This window comes from Spiroplasma endosymbiont of Seladonia tumulorum, assembly GCF_964020235.1.
In the GTDB taxonomy this organism is placed as follows: domain Bacteria; phylum Bacillota_I; class Bacilli_A; order Mycoplasmatales; family Mycoplasmataceae; genus Spiroplasma.
The window spans coordinates 1,740,146-1,765,146 of record NZ_OZ026545.1; the positions used below are offsets into that span (position 1 = coordinate 1,740,146).

At 26.1% G+C, this 25,001-nt stretch carries 34 protein-coding genes and 2 pseudogenes; 17 read left to right on the forward strand and 19 right to left on the reverse strand.

Annotation, left to right across the window (positions count from 1 at the left end; all coding sequences use genetic code 4):
- Positions 1 to 77 precede the first annotated feature (77 nt).
- Together AACL22_RS11025 and AACL22_RS11030 are read left to right on the forward strand one after the other, a co-directional pair.
- Positions 78 to 563, forward strand: a complete 486-nt coding sequence (locus AACL22_RS11025; RefSeq protein ID WP_338992150.1) for a hypothetical protein — start codon at positions 78 to 80, stop codon at positions 561 to 563.
- Between the two features lie 18 nt (positions 564 to 581).
- The gene (locus AACL22_RS11030) at positions 582 to 1,331 is read left to right on the forward strand and encodes a hypothetical protein (RefSeq protein WP_338992152.1); all 750 of its coding nucleotides are present in this window, start codon (positions 582 to 584) and stop codon (positions 1,329 to 1,331) included.
- On the opposite strand, the gene AACL22_RS11035 is transcribed toward AACL22_RS11030, so the two are convergent.
- From AACL22_RS11035 to AACL22_RS11095, 13 genes and pseudogenes are all read right to left on the reverse strand, one after another.
- Positions 1,302 to 1,391 (reverse strand): lipoprotein, encoded by a 90-nt coding sequence (locus AACL22_RS11035; RefSeq protein WP_338992153.1) that lies wholly within the window; start codon positions 1,389 to 1,391, stop codon positions 1,302 to 1,304. The two genes, AACL22_RS11030 and AACL22_RS11035, sit on opposite strands and share 30 nt — an antisense overlap.
- A gap of 253 nt (positions 1,392 to 1,644) precedes the next feature.
- Positions 1,645 to 2,133 (reverse strand): hypothetical protein, encoded by a 489-nt coding sequence (locus AACL22_RS11040; protein ID WP_338992155.1) that lies wholly within the window; start codon positions 2,131 to 2,133, stop codon positions 1,645 to 1,647.
- Positions 2,127 to 2,819 (reverse strand): annotated as a pseudogene (locus AACL22_RS11045) (recombinase RecT); the annotation flags it as partial. The gene AACL22_RS11040 and the pseudogene AACL22_RS11045, both read right to left, overlap by 7 nt.
- A 15-nt stretch (positions 2,820 to 2,834) precedes the next feature.
- Positions 2,835 to 3,041, reverse strand: a complete 207-nt coding sequence (locus AACL22_RS11050) for a hypothetical protein (RefSeq protein ID WP_338992158.1) — start codon at positions 3,039 to 3,041, stop codon at positions 2,835 to 2,837.
- Positions 3,042 to 3,114: 73 nt separating this feature from the next.
- Positions 3,115 to 3,735: a hypothetical protein gene (locus AACL22_RS11055; RefSeq protein ID WP_338992161.1), complete on the reverse strand. Its 621-nt coding sequence runs from the start codon at positions 3,733 to 3,735 to the stop codon at positions 3,115 to 3,117.
- Positions 3,735 to 3,896, reverse strand: coding sequence for a hypothetical protein (locus AACL22_RS11060; protein WP_338992163.1), 162 nt, complete (start codon positions 3,894 to 3,896; stop codon positions 3,735 to 3,737). The genes AACL22_RS11055 and AACL22_RS11060 overlap by 1 nt, the downstream gene beginning before the upstream one ends.
- Before the next feature lie 47 nt (positions 3,897 to 3,943).
- The gene (locus AACL22_RS11065) at positions 3,944 to 4,081 is read right to left on the reverse strand and encodes a hypothetical protein (RefSeq protein WP_338990629.1); all 138 of its coding nucleotides are present in this window, start codon (positions 4,079 to 4,081) and stop codon (positions 3,944 to 3,946) included.
- A 1-nt stretch (position 4,082) separates the two neighbouring features.
- A complete protein-coding gene (locus tag AACL22_RS11070; RefSeq protein ID WP_338992165.1) occupies positions 4,083 to 4,244 on the reverse strand; it encodes a hypothetical protein in 162 nt (53 codons plus the stop codon).
- A gap of 3 nt (positions 4,245 to 4,247) precedes the next feature.
- Positions 4,248 to 4,436, reverse strand: a complete 189-nt coding sequence (locus AACL22_RS11075; protein WP_338992168.1) for a hypothetical protein — start codon at positions 4,434 to 4,436, stop codon at positions 4,248 to 4,250.
- A gap of 13 nt (positions 4,437 to 4,449) precedes the next feature.
- Entirely contained in the window at positions 4,450 to 4,608 is a 159-nt protein-coding gene (locus AACL22_RS11080; protein ID WP_338990049.1) for a hypothetical protein, read from the reverse strand.
- 127 nt (positions 4,609 to 4,735) lie between these two features.
- A complete protein-coding gene (locus tag AACL22_RS11085) occupies positions 4,736 to 5,020 on the reverse strand; it encodes a hypothetical protein (protein ID WP_338992170.1) in 285 nt (94 codons plus the stop codon).
- Positions 5,021 to 5,539: 519 nt separating this feature from the next.
- Positions 5,540 to 5,776, reverse strand: a complete 237-nt coding sequence (locus AACL22_RS11090) for a hypothetical protein (protein WP_338989369.1) — start codon at positions 5,774 to 5,776, stop codon at positions 5,540 to 5,542.
- A gap of 121 nt (positions 5,777 to 5,897) precedes the next feature.
- A complete protein-coding gene (locus AACL22_RS11095; protein WP_338992173.1) occupies positions 5,898 to 6,053 on the reverse strand; it encodes a hypothetical protein in 156 nt (51 codons plus the stop codon).
- 168 nt (positions 6,054 to 6,221) lie between these two features.
- On the opposite strand from AACL22_RS11095, the gene AACL22_RS11100 reads away from it, so the two are divergent.
- From AACL22_RS11100 to gpmI, 8 genes are all read left to right on the forward strand, one after another.
- Positions 6,222 to 6,923, forward strand: a complete 702-nt coding sequence (locus tag AACL22_RS11100) for a hypothetical protein (protein ID WP_338992175.1) — start codon at positions 6,222 to 6,224, stop codon at positions 6,921 to 6,923.
- 13 nt (positions 6,924 to 6,936) lie between these two features.
- Positions 6,937 to 7,608, forward strand: coding sequence for a (d)CMP kinase (gene cmk, locus AACL22_RS11105; RefSeq protein WP_338992178.1), 672 nt, complete (start codon positions 6,937 to 6,939; stop codon positions 7,606 to 7,608).
- Positions 7,609 to 8,925 carry a ribosome biogenesis GTPase Der gene (der, locus tag AACL22_RS11110; RefSeq protein WP_338992180.1) on the forward strand — a complete coding sequence of 439 codons (1,317 nt, stop codon included), beginning with the start codon at positions 7,609 to 7,611 and terminating at the stop codon, positions 8,923 to 8,925.
- 11 nt (positions 8,926 to 8,936) lie between these two features.
- Positions 8,937 to 9,947 (forward strand): NAD(P)H-dependent glycerol-3-phosphate dehydrogenase, encoded by a 1,011-nt coding sequence (locus AACL22_RS11115; protein WP_338992183.1) that lies wholly within the window; start codon positions 8,937 to 8,939, stop codon positions 9,945 to 9,947.
- 399 nt (positions 9,948 to 10,346) lie between these two features.
- The gene (locus tag AACL22_RS11120) at positions 10,347 to 10,847 is read left to right on the forward strand and encodes a hypothetical protein (protein WP_338992185.1); all 501 of its coding nucleotides are present in this window, start codon (positions 10,347 to 10,349) and stop codon (positions 10,845 to 10,847) included.
- Between the two features lie 182 nt (positions 10,848 to 11,029).
- Positions 11,030 to 11,293: an HAD hydrolase family protein gene (locus tag AACL22_RS11125; protein ID WP_338992188.1), complete on the forward strand. Its 264-nt coding sequence runs from the start codon at positions 11,030 to 11,032 to the stop codon at positions 11,291 to 11,293.
- Positions 11,294 to 11,418: 125 nt separating this feature from the next.
- Positions 11,419 to 11,667, forward strand: coding sequence for an HAD family hydrolase (locus tag AACL22_RS11130; RefSeq protein WP_338992191.1), 249 nt, complete (start codon positions 11,419 to 11,421; stop codon positions 11,665 to 11,667).
- A 137-nt stretch (positions 11,668 to 11,804) separates the two neighbouring features.
- On the forward strand, positions 11,805 to 13,379 hold the full coding sequence (gene gpmI, locus AACL22_RS11135; protein ID WP_338992194.1) for a 2,3-bisphosphoglycerate-independent phosphoglycerate mutase: 1,575 nt from the start codon (positions 11,805 to 11,807) through the stop codon (positions 13,377 to 13,379).
- Here the strand turns inward: gpmI and AACL22_RS11140 are convergent.
- The 3 genes from AACL22_RS11140 to AACL22_RS11145 are packed head-to-tail and all read right to left on the reverse strand — an operon-like array spanning position 13,368 to position 14,548.
- Positions 13,368 to 13,940, reverse strand: coding sequence for a DDE-type integrase/transposase/recombinase (locus tag AACL22_RS11140; protein ID WP_338992195.1), 573 nt, complete (start codon positions 13,938 to 13,940; stop codon positions 13,368 to 13,370). The two genes, gpmI and AACL22_RS11140, sit on opposite strands and share 12 nt — an antisense overlap.
- A 9-nt stretch (positions 13,941 to 13,949) precedes the next feature.
- Complete coding sequence (locus AACL22_RS13935) at positions 13,950 to 14,318, reverse strand: IS3 family transposase (protein WP_422397513.1); 369 nt, start codon at positions 14,316 to 14,318, stop codon at positions 13,950 to 13,952.
- Positions 14,285 to 14,548, reverse strand: coding sequence for a hypothetical protein (locus AACL22_RS11145; protein WP_338988671.1), 264 nt, complete (start codon positions 14,546 to 14,548; stop codon positions 14,285 to 14,287). Before AACL22_RS11145 ends, AACL22_RS13935 begins: the two co-directional genes overlap by 34 nt.
- A gap of 189 nt (positions 14,549 to 14,737) precedes the next feature.
- Between AACL22_RS11145 and AACL22_RS11150 the strand changes: the two genes are divergently transcribed.
- The 6 genes from AACL22_RS11150 (at position 14,738) to AACL22_RS11175 (ending at position 19,749) form a co-directional block, all read left to right on the forward strand.
- Complete coding sequence (locus AACL22_RS11150) at positions 14,738 to 15,697, forward strand: CPBP family intramembrane glutamic endopeptidase (protein ID WP_338992198.1); 960 nt, start codon at positions 14,738 to 14,740, stop codon at positions 15,695 to 15,697.
- A gap of 238 nt (positions 15,698 to 15,935) precedes the next feature.
- The gene (locus AACL22_RS11155) at positions 15,936 to 16,247 is read left to right on the forward strand and encodes an IS30 family transposase (RefSeq protein ID WP_338992201.1); all 312 of its coding nucleotides are present in this window, start codon (positions 15,936 to 15,938) and stop codon (positions 16,245 to 16,247) included.
- A 422-nt stretch (positions 16,248 to 16,669) separates the two neighbouring features.
- Positions 16,670 to 17,068: a hypothetical protein gene (locus AACL22_RS11160; protein WP_338992204.1), complete on the forward strand. Its 399-nt coding sequence runs from the start codon at positions 16,670 to 16,672 to the stop codon at positions 17,066 to 17,068.
- Between the two features lie 487 nt (positions 17,069 to 17,555).
- Positions 17,556 to 18,140, forward strand: coding sequence for a hypothetical protein (locus tag AACL22_RS11165; protein ID WP_338992207.1), 585 nt, complete (start codon positions 17,556 to 17,558; stop codon positions 18,138 to 18,140).
- A gap of 54 nt (positions 18,141 to 18,194) precedes the next feature.
- Positions 18,195 to 18,782 (forward strand): hypothetical protein, encoded by a 588-nt coding sequence (locus AACL22_RS11170; protein WP_338992210.1) that lies wholly within the window; start codon positions 18,195 to 18,197, stop codon positions 18,780 to 18,782.
- A 316-nt stretch (positions 18,783 to 19,098) separates the two neighbouring features.
- The gene (locus tag AACL22_RS11175; RefSeq protein ID WP_338992213.1) at positions 19,099 to 19,749 is read left to right on the forward strand and encodes a hypothetical protein; all 651 of its coding nucleotides are present in this window, start codon (positions 19,099 to 19,101) and stop codon (positions 19,747 to 19,749) included.
- A gap of 433 nt (positions 19,750 to 20,182) precedes the next feature.
- On the opposite strand, the pseudogene AACL22_RS11180 reads toward AACL22_RS11175, so the two are convergent.
- The 3 genes and pseudogenes from AACL22_RS11180 to AACL22_RS11195 form a co-directional block, all read right to left on the reverse strand.
- Positions 20,183 to 21,162 (reverse strand): annotated as a pseudogene (locus AACL22_RS11180) (IS30 family transposase).
- Positions 21,163 to 21,477: 315 nt separating this feature from the next.
- Entirely contained in the window at positions 21,478 to 23,238 is a 1,761-nt protein-coding gene (locus tag AACL22_RS11190) for a ribonuclease J (RefSeq protein WP_338992218.1), read from the reverse strand.
- Positions 23,239 to 23,628: 390 nt separating this feature from the next.
- On the reverse strand, positions 23,629 to 24,564 hold the full coding sequence (locus AACL22_RS11195; protein WP_338992221.1) for an IS30 family transposase: 936 nt from the start codon (positions 24,562 to 24,564) through the stop codon (positions 23,629 to 23,631).
- A 72-nt stretch (positions 24,565 to 24,636) separates the two neighbouring features.
- Between AACL22_RS11195 and AACL22_RS11200 the strand changes: the two genes are divergently transcribed.
- Complete coding sequence (locus tag AACL22_RS11200) at positions 24,637 to 24,900, forward strand: hypothetical protein (protein ID WP_338988671.1); 264 nt, start codon at positions 24,637 to 24,639, stop codon at positions 24,898 to 24,900.
- Positions 24,901 to 25,001: the final 101 nt, after the last annotated feature.

Below are 25,001 nucleotides of genomic sequence, written 5' to 3' on the forward strand. Positions count from 1 at the left end.
TCTTCCTTTTATAAAAGAGTCCTACCTATAATTTGTTAAAAGTGTTAATCCTACACTCAAATAAGGAGCGAAAAATAATGGCAAATTTAGAAAAAATTAAAGAAATTTTAGAAATTGATGATGAAAAAGCGAAAGCAGTTGATGAATTATTATCTGCTCAGGCTAAACAAATTCGTGAATCAATTAAAAATCGTGAAGATGTAGTTGATAAAACAGATTTTGAAATTGTTAATACTCAATTACAAGAATTAAAAAATAAAAGTGATTTATTAGAAAATGAATTATATTTAAAAAATTTTACAGATAAAGATAAAAAGATTATTTCTTCGTTAATTAATAATGATGAATATAAAGATTTATCTAAACAAGAAAGAATAAACAAAATAGCAGAAGAATATAATATTAATTCAGTAAATGGTACTGTTGATGGTGGGTCAGTTATTGACCAAATGCTAAAAAGAAGTGAAGAAATTAAATCTAATTGTTTAGAAGAAATTAAGAAAAATGGTGCTAAAACTGACCAAGATATTATTGATTATGCTAAAAGTTTAACATGACAATAATAAGGAGGATAATAACATATGGCAAAAGTAGGTGGAAAATCAAGTATTGCATTACCAACAGTTTTTCAAGTTGGTGGTAATACTGCAACAGAAAAAGCAATTGGAGATGTTGCTGTTTTACAAATTAAAAAGATTTTAGAAGCAGATAGTGAATATATTGATGCTACTGAAATGATGATGTTAACTGCTCAACAAGTGTCAATGGCAGAAGGTTTTGAAGCAGGACAATATGTATTCCCAGAGCGTATGGTTTGGGGTAATGATTATGATAAAGATTCTGGAATGGAACAACAATCCGTAGCAGTACGAAGAGCAACTGTTATGATGGATCAAATGTTAACATTTAAATATGATGTTCCTATATTTGATGTTGTTCGTTTTATGGAATCACCAGTTGAAGTACGAACTACTACAATTGGAGAGTGAATGAGAACAATTACTCGTAATTGATATTCAAATATAAATGCAATTTATTTACAAGGTGTTGTAGATTCATGTATTGCAACAGGTCAATTTATTAAATTACCTATTCCAAAAGATACTGATACAGCACAAGAAACATTTTATAAAATTAATGATATTTCAATTAATTTAGTACAAAAAGTAAATGCTTTAATGTTTGGTACTAAAAAAGACGATTTAATGGTACATGTTGCAATGCCAGCATTTGCTCAATTTACAAAAGCATATACTAAAATTTTAGACCAAATAGGAGCAGATACATTAGCAACTGGTCAATTATGGAAAAAAGTGATTGTAAGCAATTAAACTTGTTGTACTTGTTGCTACTAATAAAATTGTTCCTATTATACTTAATAATTTTTTCATTCCAATTAACCCTCTTTCTATTAATTTCTTACATTATATATACAAGGTTAAGTTAGTTAGAATTATTATCTTTATCACTTTTGTTGTGACTTATATAAAAATTAATAAGATATTCGATTCGTTGTGAATAAGTAAAGTCATTAAATTCATTTCAAACTTTTTCTTGGTTTTCATTTAAGTAAATATTAACATTACGAATTAATTTAGAATAATATTTTCCTGTTTTTTTTGATTAAATGAATGTTTCATAATATTAACCCTTATAATTAGCAATAATAATGGCATCTCATAAATGATTACTTATTTTATCATTATTATAAAATCAACCCTTACCATATTGATAAGTTAAATTACTATCAATTCCCCAATAAATTTTATTTTCATAATACTTACTTTCATTTTCTATATTTTTAACAACTGATTTAGTATGGCGTGGTGAAACATTAGCAATATATCCTTGTGTTTCTAACGAACCTAATAATTTCAATAAATCATCTCTATCTTTTGAGCCATTGGCATTTGTATATAAACAATTTTTTATAAAAACTAAATATTCTAGTTTATGATTATTTGATAATATTTTCCCAAATGGTTTTTCATTTTTTAAATAATTTATAATAAATTTAGAATGTTTTTTTCAATCTTTATTTATAAACTCTTGTTTATCTAATAAGATATTATTTTCAAAAACAACAATAGCCGTAGTACCAGATCCAGAAGGGTCAATACCTATTTTTATCATGCGTATACATCCTCATCATTGTTAATTGCTGGTACTACATTAGAGATATCTTCTTCTTTAACTACATTATCGTTTGTGTACGCTATTTCATCATTACATGGGGTAAAATTTATATTATTTGATAATGGTTCATGGCTCATATGCCCCTGATTTTTAACGATATTACTATCATTATCAATATAAATCTTTTCATCATTAGTTGTAATAACTGCTTGATCTGATTTATATGCTTGTTGTAATTCAACTGACATAATACCTCATTTTCTTAATAATGATTTTAATACTGTTTTTAATGCCATTTCATCAAAAGTAGCAATCATAAACTTTTTATTTTTAGCATAAGTTTTAGAATATTTCATAAAATGATTTTCCATTTGTTCTCTTGTCATATATAAAGTTTTTTCAAAACCATTAACCATTTTAAAATATGCTGCATAACCTATAATTGGTAATTTTTCTTGTTCATCTTCATTTTGTATTTAATTAAAACTAGTTCCTTTTAAACGATCATAATTTATTAATTCACCATCTTTGACATCAGATACTGACATATCTAAATATTGACCGCTTCTTTGGGCTAATTGAATATAACCTTTATAACCCATTTGAAATTGTGCTTGAATAACTCATTCTTGTATTTCGCGACCATTAATAATTCTTGTTATTTTAGTATTATATGGAACTACATAAGCATATCCAAATTATTTTTCCATCGGTAAGTTTAATAATACTCCTTGATAACAAGCAGTCATAATTGTTTTTGGATCTGCTTTTTGTAACAATTCATTACTATTTGTTATTGCTATCAAATTACTTTTAAATCTTACAATTTCATTTTCATTTGAAAATTTACTTTTAATTCAATCATTTGCTACATCTTTTCTTAAAAATTCTACTATATTTGCCATTTTATTTCACTCCTTTAATTTGAATATTTATTCCTTTAATACCAATTACTTTATTTTCTGTATTTATATCTCATTATGCTTTAATTATGTTTTTAACTAACTTTTCATCAACAATTAAATATTTAATTAGTTGTTTTAATTCATATTGATTAGCATTTTCTACAAAATCATCATCAATTCCAATTATTTCAATATCTTTAACTAATAATTTTTCTTTACGAAAATTACTAGTAATAATTTTTAATTCTTGCACTTGTTTTGCTACACTTTTAATTTCTAAAAATTTTCCTTTTTTATGATTTTCAATAATTTCATTTTGTTTTTGAAATTGAATATTAATAACACTATTTTTAAAAGAATCATGATTACTTTTAATATTATTTTCTAAATTCAAAATATTTTTTCTAATAAAATTTAATTCATCTTTAAAATTTTTTATTAATTCTAATGGTTCTCTAAAAATATAATCAATTTTTGAAACTACTAATTTTAAATCTTTTAATGATTGTGATTTATATTCTCCATTTATTAATCAAGCTTGTTGTCGATATATAAATTCTGCTAATTCTTGTCCATTTTCATCAATTCATTTTTTAATTGTTAATGCTTTTAAACTTAATTCTTTAAAATCAGAACCTTTTATATAAAACGGAAATGTAATATTATTTACTGTATTTTTTACAATATCACTCATTATTTACCCTCCTTACTAGGTAATTTGTCATATTTTGAACTGTCAACTAATATTCAATCGATAGAACCTGTTAAATATGGATTTTTGTAAAAATCTTCTTTATATAATTGTTGTTGATCAATTTTTTTATCTTTTTCAGCAAGTTTTTTTAAGTGTTTCATTTTCTTCTTTTAGTTTGTCAAATTTAATTGATTCTGTTATAGTCATTTTAAAGTTCCTCCAAATTCTTTTCTTCAATTAAAGTATCAATATATTCATAAGCACTTTCTTCTGAATGACATTCTTCTAATGCTTCATTAAATAAATCTTCTTCGGTATAAACCTTACCATCTTCATCTTTTCACATATTATTCACATCTTTGTCATTTAATATTTTCATTTTCTAAATCAATAATTACTGTTGGATAATACTTTTCATTTTTAGCAGTTATTTTTGCTTCTTCAAAAGTATAAAATGAATATGTAGTTAAATATTCATTTTTAATAATTAATAAGTATCTTTTAGTCATAATTTATTCCTCCGAATTCTTTTTATTTACAATTAAATTTTCTAATTGATAAATTTTTAATCAATGTTCTTCACATAATATAATTTCTTTTTTATAACCTAAATTTCACTCTAATTTATCACCAATTTTTTCAATATAATTATTTCCAAAATAAGCATTTTTATTATTACAATTATTTTTTTGACATTTCAAAGGTTAGTTTCTCCTAATTTTGTTTTCCTAATGCTCAATGCTCATCAGTCATATCTTCAAATGATACTGGATAACTTTTAAGCATTAATTCTTGTAATTTATTTTTTTGATCGCATTTTGAACAATAACTTCAATATCTTTGTTTAAGACAAGTTTTATTTAACTTTTTCATATTTATTTAATTCCTTACTATTTTCTATTCTTGCTCTTTCATTAGCACGCTCAATTTTTTTCTTATGTAATTGCTTTTTACTTAAAAACTTTCAAGGTTTTTTATTTAACTTTTTTATATAAACCTCCTAAATTACTCCTTTAATTTTTTGGTCAATTTGTAATATTCTTCAACCATCTGATTCTAAATCTAAAATATCGTTAATTTTGTAATGTTGCATATAAGAAACAATAACATCTCATCTATTTTTAAATAAATTTAAGTACATTTTGGCTCATTCTAAACATTGCAAATCATAATGATTTTTATGATGTGAAATACGACAATTAATAGGCTGACAATTAACTCAATCAAATGATGTTGTTATTTCATTCCAAGTTTTATTAATATATTTACTTTTATATTCTGTCATTATAATTCCTCCTAGTTTTAACTCGCTGGCACTCACTCCCAAGTGAAAGTGCCAAGCGAGAATTAGTTATATAAGTATTTATCAATTTATTTACTACGCCATCCGCTTCACTGGGGGTGAGCGGTGGCGGTATGTTAATTATTTAAATGTTTAATAATACACAGTTGTTTTTTAATATTGACGCCAGACATATATATGTCTTCCTTTATCCGTGCCCATTTGTGCTTTCGCTCTGGGATTTGACGCTCAGTTTTTGAAATTAAATTTACTCGCACCCATGCAAAGGACCGAATGCTAAACGCAAATTTAATTGTTTGTGTCATCATCTCAATATTTATTGTCGTTTGATGTTAGCCTTGGACACAACACGACTATCGCTTAGTTCTAATGAACCAGCGTCGATTTGCATATTTCCTCATACACCGTTTCAGTACTCGCCTCGGCTGGCTGTGAGAATGAGTATAAACTCATGTTCTTATGGAAGCACTTAGTTATTTAAAATAACCGTCCCACTCTGCATTAAGTTGTTTTGTAAAATTTAAGTTTTAAAAACCCAGTTTCTCAATCAAAGATAATTTTTGAATTTTCTAAACGTTTATAAAACCGCTTTTGTGTTTTATCTTTTACTTTATTCAATAAATCTTTATGTTTTTCACAAGTTCATAAAACTTTATTTGATAAAAATTCTTCGGTAATGAATGATATTACTTTATAACAATCATTAACATCACATATTTTTTGTTGCTTAATTATCATTACCTCCTTTTAGGAGTTGTTTTATTTCAAATAAAAAAACAACCCTTTAATAAGAGTTGTTTTGTTCTAATTGGTTTACACTATACAAAATTATAAAACATTTTTTTAATCAGTATCAAGACTACTTTTCCGATTTTTTTTTAAATTCTTCTAATGTTTTAATAAAAATTGCTGCTGTTGGACACACCATTTGTGCTTCCACTAACTCCTTATCATTATCAATGGTATTTGCAAAACCATCATCATCCATAAAAAATGTTTCAGTTTCATCAATCATAATACAGCTACCACAAGAAATACATAAGTCAGTATTTACATATGTTCTTTTTTGATATATCACGATTTGCCATATTTATCACTCCATTATTTATTTACTATAATAATAACAAAAATTTTAATAATAATATATAATTTTAATGTAGTTTAAAAAAGTTGGAGGTTTAACATGGAAACTAGAATGGAGAAATTTGCCCAACTACGTGAAATGATTAAGAAAGAGATTGAGATTGATCAAGAAATTAATCAAACCAGTCAAGTCATTAATAGTTACATGGCGAAGTTAAACGCTATTGATGATAATTTTTTTGGTAGTGTTAAATCAGATTTTGAACAAGAATTTAGTTGAGAAAAAGTATATTTGGATAAAAACCCAGATGAACAACCATACCCATCTGATTTTAAATATGATTTGAAACAATTGCTAGAACAAGTTGTTAATACAATTAAAGCAACAATTCAAACTAATCAAAAAAATGACCAAGATGCTGGTGATGTTATGCATAATATTTTAATTGTTGAAACATTGTTAAATAAATCAACATATCAAAAATATCAAGCAATTTTAGAAAGTATTTTAGCAGAAAAAATTACTTATCATCGAGTAAGTGATAAAATTCAAGCAGAAAATAGTGATTTTAAAATTAATTCAGCTAATATTGAATTTAGTACAATTGCACATATGCGTAAAAATGATCAACGATCAACAGCAGAAATGCTAAAAGAATCAAGCGCTCTTTTAGAAGAAAAACATAATAATGTATTAGTTGTTTATCGAAAAATAAAACCAGGTTATAAAATGTTATTTAGTACTATGCTTTTGCTTGTTGTTTTATTAGTTATTTGTTTAGTTTTAATCTTTATGTTATAGAAAATAGGAGTAGATGATGAAAATAAATATTGCGATTGATGGCCCCGCTGGTAGTGGAAAATCTTCTGCTGGTTATGAATTGGCCAAAAAACTAAATTATCAGTTTATTGATACTGGGTTAACTTACCGTGCTTTTACTTATTTTTGTGTAAAAGTTGGAGTTGATTTTGCAAATCATCATCAGTTACAAGCACAATTAACAAACTTTAAGTATCAAGTGATTAATAACCGTGTTTATGTCAATGGGAAAGATATTACTGATAAGTTGCAAACTGATCTTGTTCTGGATAATATCAACAAAATTACTGGACTTGATTTTATTCGAGCAGCAATGGTTTGCCTGCAACAAAAATTAGTGATTAAAAAAGGTAATGTTGTTGTTGGACGAGATATTACTACTGTTGTTCTTCATAATGCTGAAGTGAAAATTTACTTAACAGCGAGTATTACAGCGCGAGCTAACCGCCGATGAAATCAAAATCAAGAAAACCATATTGTTCCGAATAATTTGGCAGAAATTACTGCTAAATTAAAAGAACGAGATTATGTTGACACAACCCGAGCGGTTGGACCATTAAAAATTGCTCCTGATGCAGTTATTGTGGATAGTAGTAAGTTAACATTTGAACAAACGGTAACTAAAATTTATGAAATAGTATGTAATTATAAGAAAGCAGGAAAATAAATGGCACAAAAAGGAACTGTTGCAATTGTAGGGCGTCCAAATGTTGGAAAATCAACATTATTTAATCGTGTTATTAAAAATCGCCTTGCAATTGTTGAAGATACTCCTGGTGTAACACGCGATCGAATTTATGCTTTTTCAGAATGATTAACAAGAGAATTTTTAATAATTGATACGGGGGGAATTACATTAAATAATACGGCAATGTTTGCACAAGAGATTAAAATGCAAGCAGAAATTGCAATTGCAGAAGCTGATATTATTATTTTTGTTTTATCGTACAAAGAAGGAATTACCCCAGATGATGAAATGGTTGCAAAAATACTATATCGTGCTAAAAAACCGGTTCTTTTAGTTGTTAATAAATATGATAAGCAAGAAAAAGAAAGTGAATTGTATGAATATATGACATTAGGATTTGGTGAGCCAATTGCTGTATCTGCTACTCATGGAATTGGAATTGGTGATTTATTAGACCAAGTAATTTCTCATTTAGATCAAATTCCAGTTCAACCAAAAACAGAAGGAATTCATTTTTCTTTAATCGGTAAACCAAATGTTGGAAAATCTTCTTTAACAAATGCTATTTTAGGTGAAGAACGAGTCATTGTATCACCAATTGCAGGAACAACAACAGATTCAATTGATACATCATTTAAACGGAATAATCAACTTTATACTGTGATTGATACTGCTGGAATTCGTAGAAAAGGGAAAGTTTATGAAAAATTAGAGAAATATAGTGTTCTTCGTGCTGTTAGTGCAATCGAACGAAGTGATCTTGTTTTATTAATTATTGATGGGACAGTTCCTATTACTGACCAAGATACAAATATTACTGGTATTGCATTTGAACAAAATAAACCAATTATTTTGGTAGTTAATAAGTGAGATGCGGTAATGGAAAAAGATGAACGGTCAATGAAAAAAAATGAACAAAGTATTCGTGGATATTTTAAATATCTAAATTATGCGAAAATGGTTTTTGTTTCTGCTTTAGAAAAAAAACGATTACATATTTTATTTCAAACAATTGATGAAGTTTATGTTGGTTTAACGCAGCGAGTAAAAACTAGTGTTCTAAATGAAATTTTAGTAAAAGCACAATTGTTAAATCCACCACCAGATTTTAATGGTGGGCGTTTAAAAATTTATTATGCTACTCAGCCTGAAGGTGTTGTGCCGACTTTTATTATGTTTTGTAATAATCCAAAATATCTTCATTTTTCTTATAAAAGGTTTCTTGAAAATCAACTTCGAGGATATTTTGGATTTGAGGGAGTACCAATTAAAATATTATTTAGAGAGAGAAAGTAACGAGGAAAATTATGATGAAAAAAACACAAAAAAATATTACTGTTATTGGAACAGGAGCATATGGGACAGTTTTAGCAAATGTTTTGACAGATAATGATCATAACGTTATTATGTATGGAATTGATAAGAAAGAAGTTAATGATATTAACAACGAACATTTAAATCGTCATTTTTTTGGTAATTTAAAAATTAATAAAGAAATTAAGGCCACAACAAATTTTGCTGAAGCAGTTGAAGATGCTGAATATATTATTTTAGGAATTCCTGTTGTTGCTATTAAATTAATAATTGAGAAAATCAATCAAACAGTAACAAAACCAGTTGTTATTATTAATGTTGCTAAAGGATTAGATCCTGAAACACACGAAGTTTTATCAAAATCAATTATAAAATTAATAAATCCAAAAATTTTAAAAGCATATGCAGGTATTTATGGTCCAAGCATTGCAAAAGAAGTTTTACAACGAAAACCAACGTGTATTATGGCAGTTTCACAGGATTTAGTAATTGCGCAAGAAGTTCGTGATTTGTTTAATAATGAATATTTTGTTACTTTTGCTAATACGGATGTGATTGGTAGTGAATATGCGGTTGCTTTAAAAAATGCAGTAGCAATTGCCTCAGGAATTTTTAATGGTCTTTATGAATCTGATAATGCTAAAGCATCATTAATTACAATGGGGTTAAATGAGATTCAACTTTTTGCCAAAACAAAAGGAGCTCAAATTGAAACTTTTTTTAATTTTGCAGGATTAGCTGATTTAATTTTAACAACTACCTCAAGTAAATCACGGAATTATTCGCTTGGTTTTGCAATTGCTCAAGTTGATGATGCTCAAAAAGTTTTATCAGAGCAAGTAAAAACAGTAGAAGGTGTTTTAACTTGTAAAACAATTGTGTTAGATGCGCGTGCAAATAATATTACATTACCTTTATTTGAAGTTTTATATGATATTTTATATCATAATAAACGACCAAGTGTAATTATTAATAATGTTTTTACAAAAGCAATATTATCCTAAAATTGCGGCCATTTTTATGTTATAATTACTACACGAAGTATACAAAAATAAAGAGTATGTAATTATTGATGAAATAAAAGGGCATAAAATGAATTTTAAACATTCTTTTAACAATGGTTCAGGCAACAAGTCAGAAAGTAACCAACAGCACAAACTTCTCTTAACCAGGGAAATAATTTTAATGTTTCACAACAAAATTATCAACAAAAAGGACCTAATTAAAATTATAATTCAGTAACATCTGGACAGGTCAGACAAAATATTTCGCAACAACAATATTCATCAACAAGAAATATTGGTTCACAACAATATCAACAACAAAATGGCAATAGTCAAAATTATAATCAACTTAGTACTAACCAAGGGGCTCAATCAGCGACGCAATATCAACAACAAAATGTGAATCAACAATATTTTCCTAATGTTAGTAATTGAGGACAACAAAATAACCAACAAATAAATACTATACAAGAAAATTCACAACAATTATCGGGACAAGGAACTCAACCTCAAACGATTGCTGAACGAATTACTAATATGCAAAATCGTACTTTAATTAAACCATCAGATTTCTTAAATGCCCCAATTGATCCAAATATTAAAGTTGGACTTGGCCAAAATATGAATATTGGAGTACCAGGACCACCCGATTTATTTGATGATAAGCAGCAAAAAGGAACTAATAGCAAAAAACATCAAGCAAATATTGAAAAAATTCAATGTCAATGTAAAAATTGTGCAAAGAAAATACGTCCTTGATTAACTGTTTTTATTACTATTTTAATTGTTTTAGCGATTTTAGGTGGTTGTGTAGGTGCTATTTATGGTTTTCGTCCGCAATTAAGAGATTGACTTTTGAAAGATGAAGTAGCAACTGAAAATGCAAATGCAGTTGTTTAAGAGATAATTCTTGTTTGAGAATTTAGTTTTTAAACCATATTTTTAAATATGGTTTTTTCTTTTACAATATAATTATGAGATTTTAATAGAAAGTAGGGAATTATGAATAAAATTAAATTAATTGCATTAGATATGGATGGAACTGCTTGTTCCTTTCATCAAGGGATTCACGAGCCAATATTATGCCAATTATTAAAGCACAAGAAATGGGGGTACAAGTTATTTTTGCAACAGGACGACCAGTATTAACTTCGTTATCAGAAGCTATTAAAGTAAAAATGGATTATTTTCATCAATACTTTATTGGTTTTAATGGTGCATGTATTTATGATATTAAGACACATACAATTGTTCATCAACAAACCTTGTCTGCTTCTCAAGTTAATTTTTTATTCCAATTGGCAAAAAATATCATAAAAAATTATGATGTTATATTGATGATTTAACCAAAGTTATTGTTAATTTTAATCCTGTTGTTGAAAATAATCCTGAATTAGCATTTTTTGATGGAGAGTTTATTCAATATGATTCTGCATTAACAATTTAAAATAAAAGTTATAAATGTATTGTAATGGATGTTCATAAAAACGACGATTTTATTATTGCAGCTCGTGGGCAAAATATTGAAATTGCAATTGATGCCTCAGGAACAGCAGAAATAAATGCTCCAGAGATTAGTAAATTAGCTGGTTTGAAATGAATTTCATTTCAATGGAATATTGCTTTATCAGAAATGATGGCAATTGGTGACAGTATGAATGATTATTGAATGATTAAAAATGTAGGATTGGGAATTGCAATGGAGAATAGTCAAGAATAAATCAAGGCAATAGCAAAAGAAGTAACGACAACCGTTGAAACAGGTGGTGTTGCAAAAATGATTGAAAAATATATTCTCAATAATAGAAAATAATTATATAATTGTTAAGAAAAGAGAAAAAGAGGAGAAATAATAAAATGAAAGTTAAACAACCAATTTTATTGGCAATTCTTGATGGGTGAGGGATTGCACCTGATTCAAAAGGAAATGCTGTAACACAAGGGCATATGGTCAATGTTGAAAAGCTAAAAGCAAAATATCCATGAGTCTCAGCACATGCGGCAGGAGAATGAGTTGGTTTACCAGAAGGACAAATGGGAAATTCTGAAGTTGGACATATTCATTTAGGAGCAGGTCGCATTAAATATGAATCATTAACTTTAATTAATAAAGCAATTAAAGATGGAACATTTAATCAAAATCCAGAACTTTTAGCTGCAATTAATTTTGCAAAAAAAAATAATGGTGCTTTTCATATTATGGGATTATTTTCAGATGGTGGTGTTCATTCACATTTAAACCATATTTTTGCTGCTTATAAATTAGCAGCACAAGAAGGAGAAAAAGAAATTTACTTGCATATTTTTGGTGATGGACGTGATACGAAACCAGAATGTATTAAAATTTATCTTAAACAATTTCAACAATTACAAAACGAATTAAAAGTTGGCGAAATTGCAACCATTGGTGGTCGTTATTACGCAATGGATCGTGATAAAAAATATGACCGAGTGCAGGTTGCTTATGATGTTTTAGTTTCAAGAAAAGGCTCGGAATTTAGTGACCCAATAGAATATATTGACCGTGAATATCAAGCTGGCCGTAACGATGAATTTTTAATGCCAGCATATAATATTAATACTCCAAGAGGTTATATTAAATCAGGTGATGCTGTCTTTTTTGCTAATTTTCGTCCTGATCGTGCTATTGCAATAGCTTCGGCTTTAACAAATCCTAATTTTCCGGGTAATGATGCACAAACTTATTTTATGCCAAAATTATATGATATTTATTTTGTTTCAATGATGGAATATGCAGAAACAGTTGCTTCAAAACATGTTGCTTTTAAACCAATTGAAGTTATTAATGGTTTAGGAGAATGATTAAGAAAAAAAGGTTACCGTCAATTGCGAATTGCTGAAACAGAAAAAATTGCTCATGTTACATTTTTCTTTGATGGTGGAAAAGATTATTTTAAAAATGGTCTAGCAACACAAGCCGAAATTACATTACCAGGGGCTTCAGCAGATTTAATTCCATCACCAAAAGTAGCAACTTATGATTTAAAACCAGAAATGTCAGCGTATGAAATTACTGATAAATTAATTGCTGAACTTAATCGAAATGAATTTGATGTTATTATTTTAAATTTTGCAAATTGTGATATAATTGGGCATACTGGAATCTTACCAGCCGCAATCGAAGCAGTTAAAGCTATTGATGATTGTCTTGGTAAAATTTATGCAGCAATTGAGAAAGTTAACGGAATTATGATTATTACTGCTGACCACGGAAATGCTGAAATTATGATTGATGAAACAGGGGGTCCTAATAAAAAGCATACTTCACAATTGGTTCCAATTATTATTACAAAAGAGGGGTTACAATTACGAAAAGATAATCCGGCAATTGCTGATATTGCTCCGACAATCTTAGATTTATTAGGTGAAGAAATTCCCCCTGAAATGACACAACCATCATTAATTAAATAAAAGACATTGCAAATAGAGTGCACCCATTTTAGTAAGTACTAATAAAAAGTATTTACTTTTTTTAATTATATCTTTTTCTTTACGATTTGAATATCATGTATTTCATTTTATAACATCTTGTATATATTCTTCATGTGAATTATATATTTTATTATGGATTGTAGCTTTTTTAAGTAATGAATGAAAACTTTCTATAACAATATTATCTGCACAGTGGTAATTTTTTCCCATTGAAATTGTAATACCGTTAGATAAACATTTATCGTGATAAATAGTGGATGTATATTGATATCCGTGATCTGAGTGAATTATTATTCCATTCAGATCTTTTTTTATTAATTTTATTTTATTAATTGCATCATTTAAATTATCCATTACTAATTTATTGTCATTATATTTAGATCACTTTACATCAACTATTTCTTTAGTATATCCATCAATAATTGTTGATTGATAATATCTTTCTCCTTTTCAAATTAAATATGTTACATCAGTATATAGTACTGAAAACCTTGTTTTTATATCATTGAATTTACGATTAATTAAATCAGGATATTGCAATAAGCTTTTTTATTTATTCTGTTTATATTTCATTTTTCTTCTCATTTTTCTTACATATTCAGATTGTATTTGATTATCACGCATAATTCTTAAAACTTTTTTTGAATTATATTTTATACCATAATCTTCCTTTAAATATTTAGTAATTCTTCGATAACCAAATTGTTTTAAATTTTCTTCATAGACTTTTACAATATCATTTATTGCTTTTTTATCTTTTTTGCTACTGTCATAATTTTTATATTTATCTCAATAACTACGTTTTAACCCTGTTACTTCTAGTAATAATTTTATTGAATATTCACAAAAATTTTGTTTAATAAAAGAGACAATTCTTAGTTTGCTTAATTGTAAAAGTCATGGAGCTTTTTTAATAATTCATACCTTGTTTTATAATATTCTAAATTTCTTTTGCCAAAAGAAATTTTAGGTCCTTTAGGATTGTTTAATTTTCCTTTTTTATGATTTGCTCATCAAGATTCTACTGTATTTGCATTTATATTATATTGTTTTGCTACTATTCAACAACTTTTTTGTTTAATTTCCTCAATGATTTTTGTTCTAAATTCTGATGTATATTTGTTATATTTTTGTCCTTTTTTTGCCATATAAAAATGCACCCCCTATAAAAATTTAGCAAAATCTTTTTTTATTTTACTTACTTTTTGGGGTGCACTCTACAAATGTCTTTTTTAATAGATGGATTCAAAATTCTGTACCAAATAATTTTAAATTTTAAATGGATTTTTAACTAATTTATTATATAATAAAAAGTAGGATTTAAAGGAGTAATAAAAATGACTAATAATGATAATGTTTATAATCCTAAAAGAGCATGATATGAGTTAAAACCAACATTAGTTGATCGTGCTGCTCCCTTTGATTTTAATTTAGTTAAACTTAAAAATACGGGTTATATTTTTTTAGGAACAGCTATTTTTGCTCCCTTTTTTATTAGTATTCTAATTTCATATATGTTTACACATAATGAATATGCTTTAGCAGGGATGAACTTTATTAGTTGGATTATTGTTGCAATTGGTTCATATTTTGTTATTAGTGGTGCACAAAATGAAATTATGCGGTCAGGTGCTATTGCCTTTTATTATTTTTATTTTATTCCAAATATTATTGGTTTAGTAATTGGAACCATTGTAAACCAGTTTCATCCATCTGATAGTGTTAAAACAACAATTAATTTATTAACATTAATAATTGCGGGATTGGTGACAATTTTTATTCTTTATCGGTCATCACCATTAATTTTTGAAAAAATTAAATTAACTTTAAAACAAGATTGCAAACGTCTTTTTGTTGTTTGCTCAATTAGTATTATTGCTGTTTTTTCAATTCATTTATTTTTTGTTTATTTACAATCATTAATAACAGCAACAACTTCAAACAATCAAAATAATTTAATTAAAGGACTAGATAAATGGTGAAATATTGCTTTCTTATTTATCTATACAATTTTAATTGCTCCAGTTGTTGAAGAATTAGCAACTAGACACGGAATTTTTAGTTTAAGTGGTAACAAATGACTTGGATTTGTTGCATCAACAATTTTCTTTGCTGGCATGCATGTCGCTGGAACCGGTGATTGAGAACATTTTATTGGATATATTGGAGCATCATTAACACTAGGAATGCTATTTCTTATTGTTAATGGAAATGTTACATATACCATAATTCCGCATGCTGGTTATAATTGCATTGTTGCCATTTTAATGCTTACTGCATCAAAATTTTTAGCATAATTAATTTTAAAAAAGCACTTTAGTGCTTTTTATTTTTTTGAAACAAACTTATACAGATATATATTTAATTAGTTATGTTCTAAGACAATGAATGATTTTCTAAAAAAGATTCTTTAAAGATTTATTTATAGCAATATTATTATTAATCATTATATAATCTAATACCGGTTCCAATTCCCATTCATGTTCTACCGCCGATAAATGAACCTGTAACATTTACTCAATGCTGTGTTAAAACTTGAATATAATAGAAGTATTAGAAACTTTAAAACAAATTTTTAAAAATAAACTTTTAAAAAAACATTTAAAGGGAATTATAACTGATCAAGGAAAAGAATTTTGAAATTGAAAAGATATTGAAAAACATCTTAAAACAAATGTATATTTTTGTAATAAAGGTAGTCCTACACAAAAACCAATTGTAGAAAGAATGAATAGAGATATAAGGCAAGAATTACCAAAAAGTACTGATTTTAGAATTATTAAACAAGATAAAATAGATTGAATAATTAATACAATTAATGATAAGATAAGACCTTGTTTAAATTAAGAAACACCAACACAGTTATTTAATAAATATATTAAATAAATTTATTAAATAAAAAAACTTAATAAATTATTTTTTAGTGTGCCCAAATATACTAATTTTAAATAAATTAAAAAAATAATTTAAAAATACTTGCAAACTTATTTTTAAGTGCTATTATTTTAATTAATAAGAGTAAAAAATAACTAATTGCATTTACACTATACAACTTCATAAGGGTTTAAAAATAAAAAATCCATTATCTACTCCTAAATTTATTGGTGGTTTAAAAGTTTTATGCAAATACCTATTTAATTTAAAATATATTTTACAATCACCAATCATTAAGAAAAATTATATTTATAAAGGAAATATTAAAATGTCAGAGCACGAACACGATGCTTGAAAACATTTACAGTATTTTTTAGCAAAAGGAGTTGATAAAAATGGCACAAACAAAAAGTAATTTACCTAAAAAATCAATAACTAATAAACCTAAAATAAAAAATAAAAAAGTTAATAAGTTAGAATTAACTGTTAGATTACATGAAAATCCGATTAAAACTAAGATTAAGGCACTGGTTGCTGCTGGTGTTGAAGTTGATGCTTGTTCGGCTAAATGTCAGTGAGAAGGATTAAATTACTCAACATTATCAATATATAACCCATCTATTTTAACTGAGTTTTTGAAATTAAAAAAAGATGATGAGATAAAAATTAAAGGCTCAGTATTTAATCAGTTAAATATAAAAACTAAACGCTATTTTTTGTCTTTTAGAGTAGACAGTTTTGAAATTATACAAAAAGCGATTAAAAAAAGAACAAATACAAATATTAAAAAATAGGAGGAAAAACAAAGGCATTAAAAAATGTAAAATATGTTCTTATTAATGAAAATAGTGAACCTATTAAAAATGAAGATGGTAGTTTAGATATTAAAACTGCTGAAATTATTTTAGAAAATACTGCTGAAGTTGAAGAATTTAATGCAAGTAATTTAGAAAATAATAATCAGCAAATCAACGAACTACAAACAAAAAATACTGAATTAACTTCACAAATTGAACAACAAACAATTCAATTAAAACAAATTGAAGTAATTGACTTTATTAATTCTTTAACTGATAATGAAGAATTTAAAAATGTTTTATTAAAGTCTTATGATATTACTGATGATATTGAAATCATTAAAACACAATTGCAAAGTGTTTATGATGAATTAATTAAGGTACAAACAGTTAATACTGGTGGCGTACCAAAAGTAGAAAACAAAAAAAACAATATTTTAGATACAGACAATGTATTTAATAAATAGAAAGAAGAAAGTAAATTATGGCACAAAACCCACAAAGAATTTTCGGAGATATTGCTAATCAAGCAACAAAACGAGATCGAGAAACATTTGAACAATGATATTTACAAACTTATCAACAAAAATTTAGTTGAGAAGCATTATTTGCATGAAAAGATGCAAGTAAATTTAGTTTAGCATATAAAAGAAAGAAAAATATTAAATATAATGAAGGTTCTGGTAAAGATGGGAAAGTATTTAATACTGATGATAAATTATTAAATTATTCAGAAGTAGAATTTGATGATGGAATTGTTGAATTAGATACAATTTTAACTTTTGCTCGTAAATTAGACCCTGTAGAAAGTGATTTTAACCCTAATCTTTGGGCTGCTGATATTGAACAAGCAATGGATACTGAGGTTGCTTATAAACGTAATAAAATTTTAGAAATTATTAATAAAGGAGTAGTTACAACCATTCAAGGCCAAAAAGCAGATGATACTAATGCTTTACAAATTCACGATGAAATTATGGATAAAATATATGAAAATGGATTTACCCCATCAGAAACAGTTGTCTTGGGTTCGGCTGATTTTATTCGTGGAATTCGTAATAAATTATAGTTACAACTTGGAGCAAATGATCAAATAAACAATGTAATTGAAACAAGCGGAGCAATGAAAACTGTTGAAGGAACAACATATTATATGGTTCCTAAAAAATTACCAATTATTAATAAAGATGGTTCAGAAGGAACAATTACTCTATTACCAGATGGTGTTAATGCAATTGCCTTTAAATTTAGTAAAAAATATGACCCTCTTATCTTACGCAAAAAAGACCATACTCCATTAAGAGTTGGTGCAGCTGCATTGGGTACTGGAATAGGTAATACTTTGATTATGGAAAGAGTTTTATATTTAGGTGGGGCAGTAGTTGAACCTAAGGGAATTATTAAACATATTGTTTCAAAAATTGATATTAGTAAAATTAATAAAATAGATAAACCAAATATTCATGTTACAGACTTAACAAAAGCAACAGCCGAACAGTTAAAATCACAATTTAAAGATGTTGTTTTAAAAGCAGTAAAAGCAGTAAATAGTTCTTTAACTGAAAGTGATTTTGATTGCTTTATTGAAAGTAAAGGTGAAGACTGACCAATTAATATTACAAATGATAAAACTGTTGAAGTCCAAATTGAAGGTAAAAACAACGCTACTGGTCAAACAAATCCGATTGATGTTAAAATTAAAAATTCTTAATAGTACTAAAAAATAGTACTTTTTCGTTTGATATATATGCCAATTGGAACATCTAAAACAGCCCTTATTTATGCTGTTAAAAAAATCCAACTAGATTGTCAATCCAACAACAAGAAAAAAATTTGGTTTACAGTTATTAGAATTTTTAGGAATTCAAGTTTTAGCCCTTGGTTTATCAGTTTTAACTGGTGGTATTGCTTCGGCTGTTGGACTTGGTGCGGGATTATCTAATTTTGCCGCAGCATTTATCTCGTTTGGAGTAGAAACAGCAACCGATTTTGTTGTAAATCAAATATACGATAAATTAACATCAGAAGTGACAGTAAAAAGTACTGCCTTAAATTTGCTACCAGCAATTGGTGGTATTGGAAAATTAACGCGTGCTGCTCGAACAACTAAAATTTTAAAATTAGCGAAAGAAACTAAACTACTTGAAAAATTAGGTGTAATAACTGCTAATAATTTAGAAGATGTTGTAAGACAAGTTAGAGGTAAAAAGATTTTATCTGATAAATTAATATTTAATTTTACAAAACAAGCTAATAATGAAACTTTATTATATACAATTGGAAAATTAGCCCGAAATGATTTTTATAAGGGTTTTAAAGTTTCTAAATTAGAAACAATTAATAATTTATTAAAAATTGAAAAAAATATTCAAAAAATAAGTCCTACATTAGTTCAAAAAATACCACGCATAAATGAAATAAATGCTAATAAATGATTGTCTAAATATGGATTAAATATTGATAAAATAAGCAAAATTAATACTAATGAGTGATATAACATAATGACTAATCTTCATAAAAAAGGTGTTGGTAAAAACCTGATATTAAATGCTAATTTAATACGGGGCAGTAAAATATATAATAATAAATTATTAAATATTTTTCATCAAACACCAATTAAATTAAATAAAATTTTAAATCATTTAAACCCAAATTTTGGTAGTATTCATTATTCTTAGGTTTTTAATAAAATTAAGTAATTAGAAACAAATTAAGTTTCGCTTATAATTGAATGATAACAAAATTTATAAAAAATTCAACTTTTTTTAAAAATATAATTTTTAGTTGAAAAAATAATTTATAAATTTATGAATTTTAACACACTAAAAAATACTTTTTAAAGTTATTGCTAATTTTAAAAGGTTTTTATTTTTTTATAAAGATAAAAATTGATTTTGAAATTAATTTAAATTAAATATATTAAATTCAATTTTTTCTTTATTATTTTGTATAGTGTAAATGCAATTAGTTATTTCCTACTCTTATTAATTAAAATAATAGCACTTAAAAATAAGTTTGCAAGTATTTTTAAATTATTTTTTTAATTTATTTAAAATTAGTATATTTGGGCACACTAAAAAATAATTTATTAAGTTTTTTTATTTAATAAATTTATTTAATATATTTATTAAATAACTGTGTTGGTGTTTCTCAATTTAAACAAGGTCTTATCTTATTATTAATTGTACTAATTACTCAATCTATTTTATTTTGTTTAATAATTCTAAAATCAGTACTTTTTGGTAATTCTCGCCTTATATCTCTATTCATTCTTTCTACAATTGGTTTTTGTGTAGGACTACCTTTATCACAAAAATATACATTTGTTTTAAGATGTTTTTCAATATCTTTTCAATTTCAAAATTCTTTTCCTTGATCAGTTATAATTCCCTTTAAATGTTTTTTTAAAAGTTTATTTTTAAAAATTTGTTTTAAAGTTTCTAATACTTCTGTTGAATTTTTTTCTTTTAATTTTTTAAAAAAGGTAAATTTAGTTAATTCTTCTGTTAATGTTAAACATGCTGATTTCTTTTCTTTATCAACAATAGTATCCATTTGAAATCAACCAAAAGTACCTTTTTCATGTTTTGTTTGTTTAATAGTTTTAAAATTATTGCTTAAATTACCACGTTTATATTTTTTCCCTTTATGTATCTTTTTTTTACTATGAAAATACAAATTACGTTTATTTAAACCAAATAAACCTAAATAAATATATTTATAAAGTGTTTTAAAACACATAGGGAATTTATCAATAAATTCAATTTCATATAATTTACATATTTGTTTAGGTGTATAATGAAATTTATTAAATTTTTCATCTAATTATAATAATTGTTTAAAAGTTAAAGTAGTTTTCTTTTTACAATTTTTACGATTTTCTAAATATCGTTTATGTTCTTGCATAGGATGATATCGTTTAATATGTTTATAATGTTTTAAGTGATATTTAATAGTACTTTTACTACGACCCATATATCTTGCTATTTTTGATATATTAAGAGTGCCATTTTTTTCTTAAAAACATCAGATTCTAACGCTTCTTTTAAATTACATCTTTCAATAAAACTTAAATGTTTAAACTTTTTCATTTTTTCCTACCCTTTCTTAAAATATTTACATAATACAATAAAAAAAATAAAAGTAAATTATTGACATTAAATTTAATGATGATAAGATAATATTGGAAATCTAGAAAGGCAGAATTTTCCTACTCTTAACCTGTTTTAAAAAATTACAAAAATATAGACTTGCAAAAGTCTTTTTTTATGTAAAATATAGATAATAAAAAAAGAACTTGTGAGAGTTCTTTTATACATTAATACAGTTTTAGAGTGCACCCATTTTAGTAAGTACTAATAAAAAGTATTTACTAAAATGGGTGCACTCTATTTTTACATATTCTTTTATTTTTTATTTAAAATTACTGGAATAATCAATGGATTACGACGTTTATAACGGTAAATGAAAGGAGATAATGATTGCTTAATAGCATTTTTAAGAGCGCCAAAAGTTGGTTTTTGGGTTTTTAAAACTTCATTAACTGCTTCGGTTGCTAAACAAATTGATTCATTAATAATATTTCCAGATTCTTTAACATAGAAACTTCCTCTTGAAATAATGCGTGGTGGTGTTAGTAATTGATTATTTTGCGAATCAATTGAAATAACAACAGCAATTAACCCATCTTTTGATAAAATTTCACGGTCACGAACAACAGCGGTTGTTTGCCCTGATAAATCTTTTCCATCAACATAAACAGCTTCAGCTTCAATTCTTTTACCAATTGCTGCTGTTCCATTTAATAGTTCAATTTGATCACCATTAGCACAAATAAAGACATTATCTTTTGGGACATTGACACTAATTGCTGTTTCACCATGTTGGCGAAGCATACGATAGTCACCATGCATTGGCATAAAGTATTTTGGCTTCAATAGGGTAAATAATAATTTTTGTTCTTCTTGTGAAGCATGACCAGACGTATGGATTTGATTTAAAGGACTATTTTCTTGCACAATAGCACCAGCACGAACTAGTTTATTAATAACTCGTTCAACATCAGCTTGATTGCCGGGAATTGGTGATGATGAAAAAATAACAGTATCACCAGGAATAATAGAAATATGTTGATGTTGATTATTTGCAATTCGGGATAATGCTGCCATTGGTTCACCTTGGCTTCCAGTACAAATAATTAATATTTCATTATCTTTATAGTTTTTAGCATCATTTGCTTTAATAAATGCCTTATCAGAAATTTTTAAATGTCCCATTTGACGAATAATTTTAATAATGCGATCTAAACTTCGACCAAACACTAAAATTTTTCGTCCATATTTATTTGCAATTTCAACAATATGTTGAATTCGATGAACATTTGAAGCAAAAGTTGAAATTAAAATTCGCCCCTTAGCTTTAACAAATAATTCACCAATATTTTTAATAATTTTTGTTTCAGTTTGAGTGTAACCCTCAACTTCAGCATTGGTACTATCAGCCATTAATAACATAACACCTTCTTGCCCCATATTTGCCATTCGTTCAATATCAGCACGATGTCCTAATGGTGTTCAGTCAAATTTATAATCACCAGTTGAAACAACTTTTCCATTTGGAGTAACTACTGAAATTCCAAAGGCATCAGGAATACTATGGTTAACAGCAAAAAAGTTAATTTTAAAGTTTTTTGTTTTAATAACACTCATATTATCAACTTCTTTAACAATTGTTGTTTGTTCCAATTTTGCTTCTTTTAGACGATCACGAATTAAAGCAGCAGCTAATCGTGGTGCACAAATAATTGGAATATTAACTTCCCGTAATAAATAGGGAATTCCACCAATATGATCTTCATGGCCGTGTGTAATAAATAATGCTTTTATTTTTTGTTGGTTTTCTTTTAAATAATTATAATTAGGAATAACAGCATCAACTCCAAGCATTGTTGAACTTGGAAATTTAACTCCTGCATCAAGCATAATTAACTCTTCATCATGCTCGATACAATATGTATTTTTTCCAACTTCTTCTAATCCACCTAAAGCAAACACTTTTGTTGGAATTTTATTTTTAACAACATTTTGGATTGGTTGTTTTGTTACTATACTAGTTGGTTTTGTAACTATTGCTTTGTTTTTACTTGTTTCTTTCTTTTCTTCATTCATTGAAATTATCACCTCATAATTCTAAAATTAACGCATAGTTTTTTCTTTATTAAATTGGATATTATTAAAAAGAAAAAAATTAATTTACTAGTATCCAAGAAATTATAACATAAAGATTAGTAAGATTACAAAAAAACTTTTGTTTTAAAAAAAGTTAAATATTATTTTTATAAAATAATTCAATCACTTTTTTCATTCAAGGTTCGATTTTATTAATTAAATCTGTAAATTGTACTATGAAGTGTAGCACCCTACTTAATTTTATTATAACACCAATAAAATAAATGTTCAATATAATTTATTTTAAAAAAATTTAGTATTTTTGTTTTAAATTTATGAATTTTGGCACACTGAAAAATAAAATGATTAAAATTTTTATAGGTAATTATATTAAAAATTAAACATTTGTATAAAAACTTCTTTTGAAGATAGTCAATGTAAAGATTTTTTAAGTTTAGAGTTTATTATATTAGCAACTTCTTGATAATAATTTCTTGAATAAATACTTAAATCAATTCCTTTGGAAAATCAATGTCTAAAATCACGAATTGCTCTTTCAACTTTGGGTTTTTGAGTTGGAGTACCAGCATCACAAAAATATACTTTAGCATTTGTTATTTTTTCAATTTTTTCTCAATCAGCAAATTCTTTGCTTTGATCTGTTATTATTCCTTTGCATCTATTTTTAAAAAATCTGTTAGAAAAAATTCGTTTTAATGCGTTTGTAACTTCTTTTGTTGTTTTTTCTTTTAATGGTTCAATAATTTTAAATTGGGTTAATTCTTCGATTAAAACTAAACAAACACTATTATTTTTACCAACCATAGTATCCATTTGAAATCAACCAAATTCATTTTTATCATGTTTTGCTTCTTCAATAGTTCTAAAATTTCTTATTTTTCCACGGTTATCAATTCGATTTTTTGTTTTATATTTTCTACCATGAAAATACAAATTATCTTTCTTGAAATTTAAAAATCCCAAATGAATATATTTATATAAAGTTTTAAAACATACCGGAAATTTAATACCAAACTCTTTTTCATATTTTTTTCAGATTTGTTCTGGTGAATCATGAAATTTGTTATATTTTTCATCTAGTCATTCTAAAATATTTAGCAATAATGATGATTTTTTAAAACATTTTTGTCGTTTTTGTAAATAATCTTCGTGTGCTAATTTAGCGTCATATTCATTATCTTTTAACCTTTTTATTTCTTGTCTAATTGTATTGCGATTTTTATGCAATATTTTTGCTATTTTAGATATATTGGGTTTACCATTTTTTCTTTTTAAAGAATCAAGTTCTAATAAATCTTTTAACATTAGAGTGCACCCCAAAAAGTAAGTAAAATAAAAAAAGATTTTGCTAAATTTTTATAGGGGGTGCATTTTTATATGGCAAAAAAAGGACAAAAATATAACAAATATACATCAGAATTTAGAACAAAAATCATTGAGGAAATTAAACAAAAAAGTTGTTGAATAGTAGCAAAACAATATAATATAAATGCAAATACAGTAGAATCTTGATGAGCAAATCATAAAAAAGGAAAATTAAACAATCCTAAAGGACCTAAAATTTCTTTTGGCAAAAGAAATTTAGAATATTATAAAACAAGGTATGAATTATTAAAAAAGCTCCATGACTTTTACAATTAAGCAAACTAAGAATTGTCTCTTTTATTAAACAAAATTTTTGTGAATATTCAATAAAATTATTACTAGAAGTAACAGGGTTAAAACGTAGTTATTGAGATAAA